At 70.4% G+C, this 14,633-nt stretch carries 10 protein-coding genes and 5 tRNA genes; 6 read left to right on the forward strand and 9 right to left on the reverse strand.

Annotation, left to right across the window (positions count from 1 at the left end; genetic code table 11):
• Positions 1-3 precede the first annotated feature (3 nt).
• Positions 4-720 (forward strand): IclR family transcriptional regulator NdgR, encoded by a 717-nt coding sequence (gene ndgR / locus MQE23_RS13440; RefSeq protein ID WP_020270051.1) that lies wholly within the window; start codon positions 4-6, stop codon positions 718-720.
• Positions 721-904: 184 nt separating this feature from the next.
• Here ndgR and MQE23_RS13445 read toward each other — a convergent pair.
• The 9 genes from MQE23_RS13445 to MQE23_RS13485 form a co-directional block, all read right to left on the reverse strand.
• Positions 905-977, reverse strand: a tRNA-Glu gene (locus MQE23_RS13445).
• A 28-nt stretch (positions 978-1,005) separates the two neighbouring features.
• Positions 1,006-1,077: transfer RNA gene (locus MQE23_RS13450), tRNA-Gln, on the reverse strand.
• A gap of 20 nt (positions 1,078-1,097) precedes the next feature.
• Positions 1,098-1,170 (reverse strand) — tRNA-Glu (locus MQE23_RS13455).
• Between the two features lie 40 nt (positions 1,171-1,210).
• Positions 1,211-1,283: transfer RNA gene (locus tag MQE23_RS13460), tRNA-Glu, on the reverse strand.
• Positions 1,284-1,324: 41 nt separating this feature from the next.
• Positions 1,325-1,396 (reverse strand) — tRNA-Gln (locus MQE23_RS13465).
• Between the two features lie 92 nt (positions 1,397-1,488).
• On the reverse strand, positions 1,489-2,220 hold the full coding sequence (locus MQE23_RS13470; protein WP_020270050.1) for an HAD family hydrolase: 732 nt from the start codon (positions 2,218-2,220) through the stop codon (positions 1,489-1,491).
• A gap of 128 nt (positions 2,221-2,348) precedes the next feature.
• Positions 2,349-3,833, reverse strand: coding sequence for a glutamate--tRNA ligase (gene gltX, locus MQE23_RS13475; RefSeq protein WP_082319730.1), 1,485 nt, complete (start codon positions 3,831-3,833; stop codon positions 2,349-2,351).
• Positions 3,826-4,602 (reverse strand): fumarylacetoacetate hydrolase family protein, encoded by a 777-nt coding sequence (locus MQE23_RS13480; RefSeq protein WP_020270048.1) that lies wholly within the window; start codon positions 4,600-4,602, stop codon positions 3,826-3,828. The genes gltX and MQE23_RS13480 overlap by 8 nt, the downstream gene beginning before the upstream one ends.
• Before the next feature lie 173 nt (positions 4,603-4,775).
• Entirely contained in the window at positions 4,776-4,967 is a 192-nt protein-coding gene (locus MQE23_RS13485) for a hypothetical protein (protein WP_020270047.1), read from the reverse strand.
• 602 nt (positions 4,968-5,569) lie between these two features.
• Here MQE23_RS13485 and MQE23_RS13490 point away from each other — a divergent pair.
• The 5 genes from MQE23_RS13490 (at position 5,570) to MQE23_RS13510 (ending at position 14,623) form a co-directional block, all read left to right on the forward strand.
• Entirely contained in the window at positions 5,570-9,406 is a 3,837-nt protein-coding gene (locus MQE23_RS13490; RefSeq protein ID WP_243379263.1) for a nitrate- and nitrite sensing domain-containing protein, read from the forward strand.
• Between the two features lie 9 nt (positions 9,407-9,415).
• Positions 9,416-9,829, forward strand: coding sequence for a roadblock/LC7 domain-containing protein (locus MQE23_RS13495; protein ID WP_020271453.1), 414 nt, complete (start codon positions 9,416-9,418; stop codon positions 9,827-9,829).
• A 111-nt stretch (positions 9,830-9,940) separates the two neighbouring features.
• Entirely contained in the window at positions 9,941-10,336 is a 396-nt protein-coding gene (locus tag MQE23_RS13500) for a DUF742 domain-containing protein (RefSeq protein ID WP_010044602.1), read from the forward strand.
• On the forward strand, positions 10,317-10,892 hold the full coding sequence (locus MQE23_RS13505) for an ATP/GTP-binding protein (protein WP_020271455.1): 576 nt from the start codon (positions 10,317-10,319) through the stop codon (positions 10,890-10,892). The genes MQE23_RS13500 and MQE23_RS13505 overlap by 20 nt, the downstream gene beginning before the upstream one ends.
• A 377-nt stretch (positions 10,893-11,269) precedes the next feature.
• A complete protein-coding gene (locus tag MQE23_RS13510; RefSeq protein ID WP_243379264.1) occupies positions 11,270-14,623 on the forward strand; it encodes a nitrate- and nitrite sensing domain-containing protein in 3,354 nt (1,117 codons plus the stop codon).
• Positions 14,624-14,633 lie beyond the last annotated feature (10 nt).

Genomic DNA, 14,633 nt, shown 5'->3' on the forward strand with positions numbered 1-14,633 from the left:
TTCATGGACAACAGTAGCGGCGTCGGCGTTCTGGACAAGGCGGCCCTCGTCCTGAGCGCTCTGGAGTCCGGTCCGGCCACCCTCGCGGGCCTGGTCGGCGCCACCGGACTGGCACGACCCACGGCCCACCGCCTGGCCGTGGCGCTGGAACACCACCGCATGGTGGCGCGCGACATGCAGGGCCGTTTCATTCTCGGCCCCCGTCTGGCAGAACTGGCCGCGGCCGCGGGTGAGGACCGTCTCCTCGCCACCGCGGGCCCGGTGCTCACCCACCTCCGTGACGTCACGGGCGAGAGCGCGCAGCTCTACCGCCGCCAGGGCGACATGCGCATCTGTGTGGCGGCGGCGGAGCGTCTTTCCGGGCTGCGGGACACCGTCCCCGTCGGTTCGACGCTCACGATGAAGGCCGGCTCGTCGGCGCAGATCCTGATGGCCTGGGAGGAGCCGGAGCGGCTGCACCGCGGCCTCCAGGGCGCGCGCTTCACGGCGACGGCCCTGTCGGGCGTACGGCGGCGGGGCTGGGCCCAGTCGATCGGTGAACGCGAGCCGGGGGTGGCGTCCGTCTCCGCGCCGGTGCGGGGGCCTTCCAACCGGGTGGTCGCCGCCGTGTCGGTGTCCGGACCCATCGAGCGGCTGACGCGGCACCCTGGCCGGATGCACGCGCAGGCCGTGATCGATGCGGCAGGGCGCCTCTCCGAGGCGCTGCGACGTACTGGCTGATCGACAGGGAGTTTCGGGGAGAGTCGGCCTCAACGCCGCGGCAGGCTTTCCCCGACCAGGCGCCGTGGCAGCTTTCGGTCTCGTGTCGAGTGCCGGCCGTCGGTGGTTGATCGCGCAGTTCCCCGCCCCTCTGAGGTCGGACACGAAAAGGCCCCCCACCGAAGTGGAGGGCCTTCCCTGTATGTACCCCCGACCGGATTCGAACCGGCGCTACCGCCTTGAGAGGGCGGCGTGCTAGGCCGCTACACAACGGGGGCGTGGATCCTGCGTTTCCGCAGGTCCGAGCTGGTCTACCTGGACTCGAACCAAGACTAACTGAACCAGAATCAGTCGTGCTGCCAATTACACCATAGACCAATGTGGTTTAGACCAGTCAGTACCCCCGACCGGATTCGAACCGGCGCTACCGCCTTGAGAGGGCGGCGTGCTAGGCCGCTACACAACGGGGGCCCTAGCGATCCCGGGATGATCGTCGATCTTCCGGAACCAGTACCCCCGACCGGATTCGAACCGGCGCTACTGCCTTGAGAGGGCAGCGTGCTAGGCCGCTACACAACGGGGGCTTGCGGATACAGGATCCGCAGGCGCAGATAAGCTCTGCGAGCTGGCCTACCTGGACTCGAACCAAGACTAACTGAACCAGAATCAGTCGTGCTGCCAATTACACCATAGGCCACTGGAACGCAAGCCCCTCGGGGGGATTTTGTTCTAGCAGTGCGCCTGGGGGTTCTTGCCTTCCGGCCCGCTCCCCGCGGCGCAGGAAGAACATTACCTGAAGGTGGACGGGGCTCCAAAACGACTATCCGTGCCGAGCACAGACGGAAGTTCGGCGAGGGAGGCGATGCGGTGCGGCCCGACGGGCGGCTCGATCGTGGCGTACGCACCCCCGCGGTCGATCCACACCGACAGCAGCCCGGCGTCGGCGGCACCCCGTCCGTCGATCTCCGGGTGGTCGCCGACGTAGGCAACCTGGTGCGGTGGCAGGGCGAGGGCCTCGCAGGCCGCGAGGAACGCCCCGGCCTCGGGCTTGGAGACGCCGAGCTCGGCCGCACACAGGATGCTCTCGAAGCGGTCGTGGACGCCGAGGACGCGGAGCTTGCGGTCCTGGACGTGGATGCTGGAGTTGGACAGCACGGCGTGCCGGTGGCTGGCGGCGAGGGCGTCGAGGACGGGCAGGACGTCCGGGAAGAGGGCCCAGACCGCCTCGTAGCGGGCGCGGTACCGCTTGAACCACGCGTCGGCCTCGGCATCGGTGAGGTCCTGGCCGAGGAACACCCGTACGCGGTCGCGCCGCTGCTCCTCGAAGGTGGCCTCACCGGCCGCGAAGCGCGCCCATTGCAGGTCCGTGATCTCCCGCCAGCGGGCGATGGCCTGCTCGACGGTTTCGTAGTCGCCGAGCAGGCCCTCGGCCGTCAGGTGGGCGCGCATGCCGAGGCGGTCGGCGGTGGTGTAGTCGAAGAGGGTGTCGTCGACGTCCCAGACCACGGCGTGGATGCTCATGGCCGGACCGTACCCATTGGCGGGCGCTCTCAGCCAAGGGGTGAGCTGCGGGCCCTCGTCCCCCGTGACGGGGACGCGGAGGGCGGCGCCCGAACCGGACGCCGCCCTCGCCGTGTGGGTGCCGCGCGTTACGCGGCCAGCTTCGCCAGCGCCGCGTCGATGCGGGCCAGGGTCTTCTCCTTGCCCAGGACCTCCAGCGACTCGAACAGCGGCAGGCCGACCGTGCGGCCGGTGACGGCGACGCGGACCGGGGCCTGGGCCTTGCCGAGCTTGAGGCCGTGGGCCTCGCCGGCGGCCAGGACGGCCTCCTTAAGCGACTCGGCGGAGGTCCAGTCGGCCGCTTCCAGCTTCTCGCGGGCGGTGCGCAGCAGGGCGTCCGAGCCCTCCTTCATGGCCTTCGTCCAGCTGGCCTCGTCCGCCACCGGCTCCGGCAGGAACAGGAAGTCGACGTTGTCGGTGATCTCGGAGAGCACCTTGAGGCGGGTCTGGGCGTGCGGGGCGACGGCCTGCCACTTCGCCTCGTCGAAGGCCTCCGGGGCCCAGGGGGCGAACGGCGCCTGGAGCCACGGGCGGCAGCGCTCGGTGAAGTCCTTCACGTCCAGCATGCGGATGTGGTCGCCGTTGATGGCCTCGCACTTCTTCAGGTCGAAGCGGGCCGGGTTGGGGTTCACGTCGGAGATCTCGAACGCCGCGATCATCTCGTCGATCGTGAAGACGTCCTGGTCGGCCGAGAGGGACCAGCCGAGCAGCGAGAGGTAGTTGAGCAGACCCTCGGGGAGGAAGCCGCGCTCCCGGTAGAGGTTGAGGGACGACTGCGGGTCGCGCTTGGAGAGCTTCTTGTTGCCCTCGCCCATGACGTACGGCAGGTGGCCGAAGGCGGGGATCTGCTTGGCGATGCCCAGCTCGATCAGCGCCTTGTACAGGGCGATCTGGCGCGGGGTGGAGGAGAGCAGGTCCTCGCCGCGCAGGACGTGGGTGATCTCCATCAGGGCGTCGTCGACCGGGTTGACCAGCGTGTAGAGCGGGGCGCCGTTGGCGCGGACGATGCCGTAGTCCGGGACGTTCTCCGGGGTGAAGGTCAGCTCGCCGCGGACCAGGTCCGTGAAGGTGATCGTCTCGTCGGGCATCCGGAAGCGGACGATCGGCTCCCGGCCCTGGGCCTGGTACTCGGCGACCTGCGCGTCGGTCAGCTCGCGGCAGTGGCCGTCGTAGCCGGAGGGCTTGCCGGCGGCGCGGGCGGCCTCGCGGCGGGTGTCCAGCTCCTCCTGGGAGCAGTAGCAGCGGTAGGCGTGGCCGGCGTCCAGGAGCTTGGCCGCGACGTCCTTGTACAGGTCCATGCGCTGCGACTGGCGGTACGGCGCGTGCGGGCCGCCCACCTCGGGGCCCTCGTCCCAGTCGAAGCCCAGCCAGCGCATCGAGTCGAGCAGCTGGGTGTACGACTCCTCCGAGTCGCGGGCCGCGTCGGTGTCCTCGATGCGGAAGACCAGGGTGCCCTGGTGGTGCTTGGCGAACGCCCAGTTGAACAGGGCGGTGCGCACCAGACCCACGTGGGGGTTACCGGTGGGCGACGGACAGAAACGGACGCGTACGGAGGAGCCGGGTGCGCTAGCCACGCTTGACAACCTTGTTGGTGAGAGTGCCGATGCCTTCGATGGTGACGGCGACCTCGTCGCCGACGTTGAGGGGGCCGACCCCAGCCGGGGTGCCCGTGAGGATCACGTCGCCGGGGAGCAGCGTCATGGCCTCGGAGATGTTGACGATCAGGTCCTCGATGGAGTGGATCATCTCGCTGGTGCGGCCCAGCTGGCGCTGCTGGCCGTTGACCGTGAGCTGGATGGTGAGATCGGCCGGGTCCAGGTCCGTCTCCACCCAGGGGCCGAGGGGGCAGGACGTGTCGAAGCCCTTGGCCCGGGCCCACTGCTTCTCGCGCTTCTGGACGTCACGGGCGGTGATGTCGTTGGCGCAGGTGTAGCCGAAGATCACGTCCTTGACGCGCTCGCGCGGGACCTCGCGGCACATCCTGCCGATCACCACGGCCAGCTCGGCCTCGTGGTGCACCTCCGCGGAGAAGGAGGGGTACTGGATCTCGTCGCCGGGGCCGATCACCGAGGTGGACGGTTTGAAGAAGGCGAAGGGAGCCTGCGGGACCTCGTTGCCCAGTTCCTTCGCGTGCTCGGCGTAGTTGCGGCCGAAGGCCACGACCTTGTTGGGGAGCACCGGCGGCAGGAGCCTGACCTTGCCGACCGGCACCTTCGTGCCGGAGAGCTCGAAGTCCGCGAACGGGATGCCCTTGATGATGTCCAGGACGAGTTCGTCCTGCTTCTCGCCCTCGATGGCGCCGAAGGCGACGTTCCCGTCGATGGAGAATCTGGCGATGCGCACGGGATGCTTGGCCCCTTGACTGAAGCGGCTGGAGTCTGACGCTCCAGGCTAACGCGGGGACGGGTCCGTGCCGCGCGCATGACGAAGGGGCGCCGCCGTCGCCGGGGGCGCCCCTCGATGTTCTTGTCCCGCCGCCGTGAGCATCCGGCGGCCGGTGCGCGTATTACCCGGTGTCACTCCGCGGCAGCGGCGGCCGCGACGGGGACCTCGGTGAGGATGGTGCGCTTGGGGTTGGCAGTCTGGGTGGGGAGTTCGACGCGGTGCTCCGGCTGTTCCGGCGTCTGCAGTTCGTCGGCGTCGTCCAGGTGCGCCAGCGTCGTGCGTCGCGGGTTGGCGATCTTGTGGAACATCGTCGTCGTCTTCACTGTTTACTTGACCCTGTTCTGTGACGGGCGCCGGGAGGGCGCGGAGGACCCTCGCGCAGGCGCGGGTTGTCGGTTTTGCCATCTCTGTAAAGCGTCAGGCTAAACATGGGATTCCCGGCGCAATCGCGGGGAGATCATGATCAGCATGTGAGTTTTCTCACGACTCAGGGGGCGAATCGGTCAATTCGGGCTTGTCTTTCACCCCACCGAAACGGACATTGACCCACTGAAGCGCTCATTCCGCTGCTGATCATGGCGACTGGGACACCCGTCGCGCCACGGCGACTCGCGGGCATACGCCCGAAATGGGCGAACTCACTTTCTACGTCCGGTGATTCGGCACTCACGTGGTGTCACCTATGTCACGGCCTGGCCTACGAGCCTTGTTGGAGATCCTGTGCTGTGCTGGAATGCCACGGACCGCCGCAGGATCGAGCCGGCGCACAGGGGGCGCACAGACGCGCCGAGTGGCGGCCAGAAGGGGGAGCCAGCGCCGGTCACTCACGACCACCACGGGGGCGTACTCAGGGCGTCCCCAGAACGCCGACACCGTGCCCCGCCGTTCACGCGATGGGGCGCCTGGTCCAGAGGTTGCGACGCTAGTGCAGGGACGTTTCAAGAGGGATGGCAGCGCTTCGGCGGAGCCGGAGCCGCACGGCGGGACCGACCGAGGTCCCTCGCCCCAGCACGCCCAGAACCAGGGCCCGGCCGGTGACGGAGGCGGGCGCCCCGGCGCCTCGGCCCCCACGGGGTCCGCGAGCCCGGCTCCGGCCCTGAAGCCGCCGACGGGTCCGGCAGGCCCCGGTTCGCGAATAGCCCTGCGCAACTGGCGCATCTCCACCCGTCTGGTGTCGCTGCTCGCGCTCCCGGTGGTCGCCGCCACCTCGCTGGGCGCGCTGCGTATCAACCAGTCCATGGACGACATCCAGCAGCTCGACAACATGAAGCTGCTGACGGACATGACCAAGCAGGCCACCGAGCTGTCCGCCGCCCTCCAGGAGGAGCGCGACCAGTCGGCCGGCCCGCTCGCGCACGGCGGCAAGGCGACCGACTTCACCGTCAAGGGTCTTCGCGAGAAGACCGACCGGGCGATGAAGAACTTCCTCGACAGTTCCGAGGAGATCGACGGCGCCAGCAAGGACGGCAACCTCAAGGGCGTCCGCGAGTACCTCGTCCAGCTCGCCGGCGAGCTCGGCGACCTGGAGCAGATCCGCAAGGGCGCCTACGCCTCCGAGGGCAACTCCACGCAGACGATCGAGGCGTACCACCGTCTGATCGAGAACCTGATCGACCTCTCCCAGGACATGGCCGAGGCGACCAGCAACCCGGACATGATCCAGCGCACCCGCGCTCTGGCGGCGTTCTCCTCCGCCAAGGAGTACTCCTCGATCCAGCGCGCGGCCCTCGCGGCGGCGCTGCCCGCGAGCAACACCACCACCGGCAAGCTCTCGCCGAACGACCGGCTCTACGCCGAGTCGGCCCTGGAGAGCCAGAACTCCGAGATCCGCAGCTTCAAGAGCATCTACGGCGAGGACTCCGCCGCCGAGCTGCTCAAGCCCATCGAGGACGGCGGCAACTCCACGATCAAGGCCACCGACACCTACGCGGGTCGTGCCCTGGTCTCCGCGAGCGGACTCGCCCAGCAGGACAAGCGGTCCTACCGCGACTGGCTGGACGACAGCTCCACCAAGATCCAGCAGATGAAGAACATCGAGCACACGCTGCTCGAGGAGATGGAACAGAAGGCCCGCGAGCTGCGCAGCGCCACCGAGCGCGACGCGATCATCTCCGGTGCGCTGATCCTCATCGTGCTCGGTGTGTCGCTGGTCGGCGCCTTCGTCGTGGCCCGCTCCATGATCCGCTCGCTGCGCCGCCTGGAGGAGACCGCGACCAAGGTCGCCTCCGACCGTCTGCCCGAGCTCGTCAAGCAGCTGTCCGAGTCCGACCCGCAGGACGTCGACACGTCCGTGGAGTCGGTCGGTGTGCACTCCCGGGACGAGATCGGCCGGGTGGCCGCGGCCTTCGACGACGTGCACCGCGAGGCGGTCCGCCTCGCCGCCGAGCAAGCCCTGCTGCGGGGCAACGTCAACGCGATGTTCACCAACCTCTCGCGCCGCTCCCAGGGTCTGATCCAGCGCCAGCTGTCGCTGATCTCCGAGCTGGAGTCCCGCGAGGCCGACCCGGACCAGCTGTCCTCGCTGTTCAAGCTCGACCACCTCGCCACGCGCATGCGCCGTAACGGTGAGAACCTCCTCGTCCTCGCGGGTGAGGAGCCCGGCCGCCGCTGGACCCGCCCGGTCCCGCTGGTCGACGTGCTCCGCGCCGCCGCGTCCGAGGTGGAGCAGTACGAGCGCATCGAGCTGGCCTCCGTGCCGACCACCGAAGTGGCCGGCCGGGTCGTCAACGACCTCGTGCACCTGCTCGCCGAGCTGCTGGAGAACGCGACCTCGTTCTCCTCGCCGCAGACCAAGGTCAAGGTCACCGGTCACGCCCTGCCCGACGGCCGGGTGCTGATCGAGATCCACGACACCGGTATCGGTCTGTCGCCGGAGGACCTCGCCGCGATCAACGAGCGGCTCGCCTCTCCCCCGACGGTGGACGTCTCCGTCTCCCGCCGCATGGGTCTGTTCGTGGTCGGCCGGCTGTCCCAGCGGCACGGCATCCGCATCCAGCTGCGCCCGTCCGACTCCGGGGGTACGACCGCGCTGGTCATGCTGCCCGTCGATGTCGCCCAGGGCGGCAGGAAGCCCCAGCCCAAGCAGCCCGGCCAGCCGCCCGTCGGCGGTGGCGGTCCGGCCGCCGCGCAGGCCGCCGCCGGTGCGGCCGCGGCCCGGCGGGCCGCCGGTGCCGGCCAGGCGGGCGGCGGCGCCCTCGGGGCCGGCGCGTCCGGTGGCGGTGGCTTCGGCGGCGGTGCGTCGTCCGGCGGTGGCCGGCTCGGTGCCGGCCAGGGTCCGCGCGCCGCGCTGCCCGGGCGGGACGCGGACGGTGGCCGTCCGGGCGGCGGGCGTGGTCCGCAGGGTCCCGACAAGTCCCCGTCGCTGTTCGAGCAGAGTGGTCCCCCGGCGCCCCCGCAGGGCCGTCCGGCTCCCGCCGGTGCCGGTTACGGGCAGGCGCCCGGTGCCCCGCAGGGTCTCCAGGCCGCGGGTACGAACGGGCCGCAGGGCCAGGACGGCTACGGCGGTGGCCGGGGTTCGCAGCGCCCGGGCAACTCCGAGCAGGGCCAGGGTCAGGGCCGTCGGCCGCAGCTGCCGCCGCGCGGCGGTCCCCGGGCCGAGCTTCCCGGCGGCGACTCGCAGCCCCGCGTGCCGAGCTGGAGCGACGAGAACGCCCAGCCGCCGGTGCCGCGTGCCTCACTGGACACCCCCCGCGGGCACGAGGAGCCGGATGTCTCCCGGACCTCATCGATGCCGCGGATCGACGACCGGCAGGGCCCGGGCTCGACTGCGGAGATCCCCGCCGTCCCGCGCGACGACGACCGGCAGGGCCCCGGCTCTCCGGCCGACTTCGGTACGCGCGGCCCCCAGCACGCCGACCGGTTCGGCCTTCCCGGCGCTGACAGCTCGCAGGGCTCGGGCCAGTTCGTCCGCCCGGACGTCTTCGGCACCCCGGGCGGCCGCCACGACCAGTCGTCCACGACGGGCCAGTACCCGGCTCCGCAGTCCTACGACAACGGCCAGAGCGGCCAGTACGACAGCGGCTCGACCGGCCAGTACCCGGCGCCCCGCCAGGACAGCGGCTCGACCGGCCAGTACCCCGCGCCGCAGTCCTACGACAACGGCTCGACGGGTCAGTACCCGGCGCCCCGCCAGGACAACGGCTCCGGCCGGCCCACCCTCCCCGGTCCGGCCACCCCGGCCGACCCCGCGGGCACGGGCCAGTTCGAGCGGCCGCAGGTCAACGGCGCCCGGGGCGGGGCCGACTTCGGCGCCCCGCGTCCGCCCGCCCCGCAGGCCCGGCCCGCGCGGCAGGAGCCCGAGGCGCTGCCGCCGGCGACCGGTCCGGGCGACGGGCGTACGCCGCTGTACGACACGCTCGAGACCAACTGGTTCCACGGCCAGCAGGAGCAGCAACCGGCGCAGAGCAACGGCTCGGCTCCGGCCCCGCAGCAGCCGCAGGAGAACGGTGGTCCCCAGCGGTCCGCCTCCTCCGGCTGGCGCAGCTCGCCGAACGACGACCTCGTCCGCCAGGCCGAGCGCGTCCGCCAGCCCGCCGCCGGCGGTGTCACCACCTCCGGCCTGCCGCGCCGGGTGCCCCGGGCGAACCTCGTTCCGGGCACGGCTCAGCAGCAGCCCCAGCAGAGCGGTCCGCAGATCTCGCGTGCCCCCGATGACGTACGCGGTCGGCTGACCAATCTCCGCCGCGGTATTGCACAGGGTCGTCAGGCCGGGTCCACCCAGACCGGCAGCTTCCCTCGGCCCTCTCACCAGCAGGAGCGTTAGTTGAGTCCGATGAGCCAGGCGGCACAGAATCTCAACTGGTTGATCACCAACTTCGTGGACAACACCCCAGGGGTGTCCCACACCGTCGTCGTGTCCGCCGACGGTCTCCTCCTGGCGATGTCGGAGGGCTTCCCGCGCGACCGCGCGGACCAGCTCGCGGCCGTCGCCTCCGGTCTGACGTCCCTGACGGCAGGCGCCTCCCGGATCTTCGAGGGCGGCGACGTGGCACAGACGGTCGTGGAGATGGAGCGGGGATTCGTCTTCCTCATGTCCGTCTCGGACGGCTCGTCCCTGGCCGTCCTCGCTCACCCTGAATGCGACATCGGCCTCGTCGGCTACGAGATGGCGCTCCTGGTCGACCGCGCGGGCGCGGTCCTCACCCCCGACCTGCGAGCTGAGCTCCAAGGCAGTCTGCTCCATTGATCGGCCCCGGCACCACCCGTCTCACCACATCACCGTCCGGCTGCCACACACCCCACACAGGCCTCGTCAGACGGCTCGACTGACCGACTTGCTGTCCCGCCCGGAGGACCCATGACCCCGCCCCCCGCCTCTCATGATCCGTACGCGGAGCCGTACGAGGACGAGGGCGACCAGCCGCTGGTCCGGCCGTACGCCATGACCGGCGGCCGGACCCGGCCGCGTTACCAGTTGGCCATCGAGGCACTGATCAGTACGACCGCCGATCCCGCGGCGCTCATGGGACTGCTCCCTGAGCACCAGCGCATCTGCCACCTGTGCCGTGAGGTGAAGTCGGTCGCCGAGGTCTCGGCGCTGCTCAACATGCCGCTCGGTGTGGCCCGGATCCTGGTCGCGGACCTCGCGGAGGCCGGTCTCGTCGCGATCCACCAGCCGGGCGGCGACGAGGCCACCGGCGCACCGGACGTGACACTGCTCGAAAGGGTGCTCAGTGGACTTCGCAAGCTCTGACGCGGGTCGGTCGACCACCTCCGCGAAGATCGTGGTGGCGGGTGGCTTCGGCGTGGGCAAGACCACGTTCGTCGGGGCCGTCTCGGAGATCAACCCGCTGCGCACCGAGGCCGTGATGACCTCCGCCAGCGCGGGAATCGACGACCTCACCCACACCGGGGACAAGACCACCACCACGGTGGCCATGGACTTCGGCCGTATCACCCTGGACCAGGACCTGATCCTGTACCTCTTCGGTACACCGGGCCAGGACCGCTTCTGGTTCATGTGGGACGACCTGGTGCGCGGCGCCATCGGCGCGGTGGTGCTCGTGGACACCCGGCGCCTGGCCGACTGCTTCCCCGCGGTCGACTACTTCGAGAACAGCGGTCTGCCCTTCGTCATCGCCCTCAACGGCTTCGACGGGCAGCAGCCCTACACCCCCGATGAAGTGCGGGAAGCCCTCCAGATCGGCCCCGACACCCCCATCATCACGACGGACGCCCGGCACCGGGCCGACGCGAAGAGTGCGCTGATCACGCTGGTCGAGCACGCTCTGATGGCACGGCTGAGGTAGCACGCAATTCAGAAGCGCCATACGGCAGTTGTCGTAGATGTACCGGAGCCGACTGTGTCCTTTGACACGGTCGGCCAAGGTGTTCATAACGTTTCGGCAGAGGAATCTGGTGGTACGGCCACGCGTCGCGCACATCCGGTCTCGCTGCGCGCACAATCGCCCCGCCTTTTGGCGGGGCTCGCTCTTTATGACCGTTTTATCTGGGGCTTACATCCCTCGGAATCCCCACCCCGGACTGTTTGGAAGAGCGCAGGTCGTCGTGCTGGAATGCCTGAACTGCCCAATAGTCAATGGCGTACACGTCAGTCGATGGCGTACCGGGCTCTGAGAAACTGCGGCACAACGTTGGTGCCGACCGCCGAGAGGTTGTTGGTCGAGTGAGGCGAAGCAAGAACAGTCCCGAGCCGTCGGCCCGGGGCAACTTCACCCCGCCGCCGCGCACAGCGGCGCCCGCCCCCGTGCCCGGTTCGGAGCCGACGGCCGCGCCCGCCCAGAGCGGCGGCCGTCTCTCCCCGCGCAACTGGCGTGTGGCGACCAGGCTCAACGCGATCCTGCTCATACCCGTGCTGGTCGGCCTCGTCATGGGCGGCTTCCAGGTGAAGAGCTCGATCGACACCTGGCAGGAGGCCGAGGACGCGGAGAACACCGCGCGTCTGGTGCGGGCCTCCCTGCTGTACGCCAATGCCCTCTACATCGAGCGCGACACCTCCGCGGCGCCCCTGCTGAAGGGCAGCGCCCAGAACGCCCAGGACAAGGCGACCGTCGCTCAGGTCCGCAAGGCCACCGACGAGGCGGCCGACGCCTTCGACGCCGCGGCCCAGAGCATGCCGGCCAAGCCCGGCCTGGAGCGCCGTCTGGACCTGTTCCGCAAGGCGGAGCCCAAGCTGCAGACCCTGCGCCAGGTCGCGTACACCTCCAAGCTCAAGGGCGTACAGACGGAGGAGGGCTACGTCGAGATCGCCCACCCGCTGACGGAGTTCGCCAACGAGCTGGGCCTCGGCACCGGCAACATCACCAGCTACGGCCGGACCGTCTACGCCATCGAGCTCACCAAGGCGGCCCTGTCGCTGCAGCGCTCCATCGGCATGCACATCCTGACGAAGCCGGGCCCGGACGAGGGCAACCTCGCCAGCCAGCGCATCGCCCTGTCCTCGTACGCCTACCTCGAGCGCATCGCCATGCAGGAGTACATCGGCGGCGGTACCGAGGAGGACGCGGCCAAGCTCAAGGCCGCCGAGGCGAAGATGAGGGCCGACGGTGCCGCGATGGCCCGGGAGGCCAAGGCCAAGAACCCGGACTACGTCGCCCCGCCGTCCAAGCCGGAGACGATGGTCTCGGCCGTCGCGACGCTCCGGACCACGGACCCGAGCGCCCGTGCCGCCCTCGCCGAGCAGGGCATCACCGCCGAGAACTGGTGGGCGGTCAACACGCTCCGGTTCAACGCGTACGAGAAGATCGAGACGGACATGGCCGACAAGGCCGTGAGCGAAGCCTCCGACATCGCCGACGGCGCCCAGCGCGACGCCTACATCACCGGTGCCGCCGTCGTGGTCGCCCTGCTCCTGGCCTTCATCCTGGCCGGCGCGGTGGCCCGCCAGATGAGCCGCTCGATGCGCCAGCTGCGCAACGCCGCCTTCGGCATCGCCGAGCAGCGCCTGCCGATGCTGGTCGACCAGCTCTCGCGCACCGACCCCGGACGCGTCGACACCCGCGTGCAGGCCATCCCGATCACCACCACGGACGAGATCGGCGAGGTCGCCCGCGCCTTCGACCAGGTCCACCGCGAGGCCGTCCGGCTCGCCGCCGAGCAGGCCCTGCTGCGGGGCAACATCAACGCGATCTTCACCAACCTCTCGCGCCGCAACCAGTCGCTGATCGAGGGCCAGCTGACCCTGATCACCGACCTGGAGAACAACGAGGCCGACCCGGACCAGCTGGAGAACCTCTTCCGCCTGGACCACCTCGCGACCCGTATGCGCCGCAACGGCGAGAACCTCCTCGTCCTCGCCGGCGAGGAGCCCGGCCGCCGCTGGGACCAGCCGGTTCCGCTGGTCGACGTGCTGCGCGCCGCCTCCTCCGAGGTGGAGCAGTACGAGCGCATCGAGCTGTCGGGCGTCCCCGAGGCCGAGATCCACGGCCGGGCCGTGACCGACCTCGTGCACCTGCTCGCCGAGCTGCTGGAGAACGCCACCACGTTCTCCTCCCCGCAGACCAAGGTCCGCGTGACCGCGACCCGTCTCCCCGACGGCCGCGTCATGATCGAGATCCACGACAAGGGCATCGGCCTGACCGCCGAGGACTTCGCGGACATCAACCACAAGCTGGCCAACCCGCCGACCGTGGACGCCGCGATCTCGCAGCGCATGGGCCTGTTCGTGGTCGGCCGGCTGTCCGACCGGCACGGCATCCGCGTCCAGCTGCGCCCCTCGGGCGAGCAGGCCGGCACCACCTCGCTGGTCATGCTGCCCGACGCGATCACCCACGGTGGTGGCGGCGAGCAGCACGTGGACCGCGACGAGTTCACCGTCTCGCAGATCATCCCCGAGCAGAACTTCGGCGGCGGCGAGAACTTCAACCAGCAGCCCATGCGTACGGCGGCGGAGCTCGGCTTCGACGACAGCCGCTACTCCGACGTGCCCGACGACATACGCGAGCTGGACCCCGTCGGCCGCTCCCTGATGCGCGAGGAGCGCCGGGCGGCCCTGGAGGCCCAGTCGCACGGACAGCCCGCCCTGCCCGGCCAGAACGGCCACAACAACCAGGAGCAGGCCGAGACGTCCGGATACGCCGAGGACTTCCACGGCCGGCAGGGCTACGACACCGGCCAGGGCTACGACACCGGCCAGACCGGCTACCCGGAGCAGCCCGCCGCGTACGACCGCCAGGCACCGTACGAGGAGCAGCAGCGGGCGTCGTACGAGGAGCAGCGGGCGTCGTACGAGGAGCAGCGGCAGACGGCGTACGAGGAGCCTCAGCGGGCCGCGTACGACGAGCAGTACTACGCGCCCAACGGCGGTCTGCCGCAGAACGACACCTTCTCGCCGAACGGCGGCTACCCGGACCCCTCCTCCTATGCGGAGCCGGCCCAGGAGGAGCACTCGGGGCCGGGCGCGGGCGGGCCGGGCAGCTTCCCCGCCTTCGAGCAGCGGCGCCACCAGGACGACTGGCCGCAGCAGGACGGTTACCAGAACGGCTACCCGAGCCAGTACCCTTCTCAGGCCCAGGAAACGGAATCTGCGCAGGCCGCTGACGCGAGTGAGCAGGACCGCGTAGGCTTCGACCGTCCGGGACCGGCCCACTCCGCCGCACCCTCGCTGACCGACGCCGGGCTTCCCCGTCGCGGGTCCGCCGCGAGCGGTGCGAACGGCGCGGGCGGCGCCAGGCACGCGAGCCAGGAGCCTCCGGCCTCGGCCTCCACCCCGGAGAGCAACGGCGACAGCGACTGGCGCTCGGCGAACGACGAGCGGTGGCAGCAGGCCTCGCAGCTCCGGAAGCCCAAGGCGGGCGGGGTCACCTCCTCCGGCCTGCCGAGGCGGGTGCCCAAGGCCAACCTGATCGAGGGTTCCGCCGAGAGCACTCCCCAGGGGGGCCCACAGGTCTCCCGCGCCCCGGAGGACGTCCGGGGCAGGCTGAGCAACCTGCGTCGCGGCGTACAGCGTGGTCGCAGCGCAGGCAGTGAAACGAACGGCCAGGGCTTCGGTCCTGACAGCACCTACAACCAGGAGCGTTAGTGTGAGCCCG

This window comes from Streptomyces sp. HP-A2021 (genome assembly GCF_022807935.1).
GTDB classification, from domain to species: Bacteria; Actinomycetota; Actinomycetes; order Streptomycetales; family Streptomycetaceae; genus Streptomyces; species Streptomyces afghaniensis.

What these genes read in the sequence shown, in the direction of transcription:
- MQE23_RS13500 (WP_010044602.1), top strand. Translation starts at nt 9,941, where the DNA reads ATGACCCCGCCCCCCGCCTCTCATGATCCGTACGCGGAGCCGTACGAG.
- MQE23_RS13470 (WP_020270050.1), bottom strand. Translation starts at nt 2,220, where the DNA reads ATGAGCATCCACGCCGTGGTCTGGGACGTCGACGACACCCTCTTCGAC.
- ndgR (WP_020270051.1), top strand. Translation starts at nt 4, where the DNA reads ATGGACAACAGTAGCGGCGTCGGCGTTCTGGACAAGGCGGCCCTCGTC.
- MQE23_RS13495 (WP_020271453.1), top strand. Translation starts at nt 9,416, where the DNA reads ATGAGCCAGGCGGCACAGAATCTCAACTGGTTGATCACCAACTTCGTG.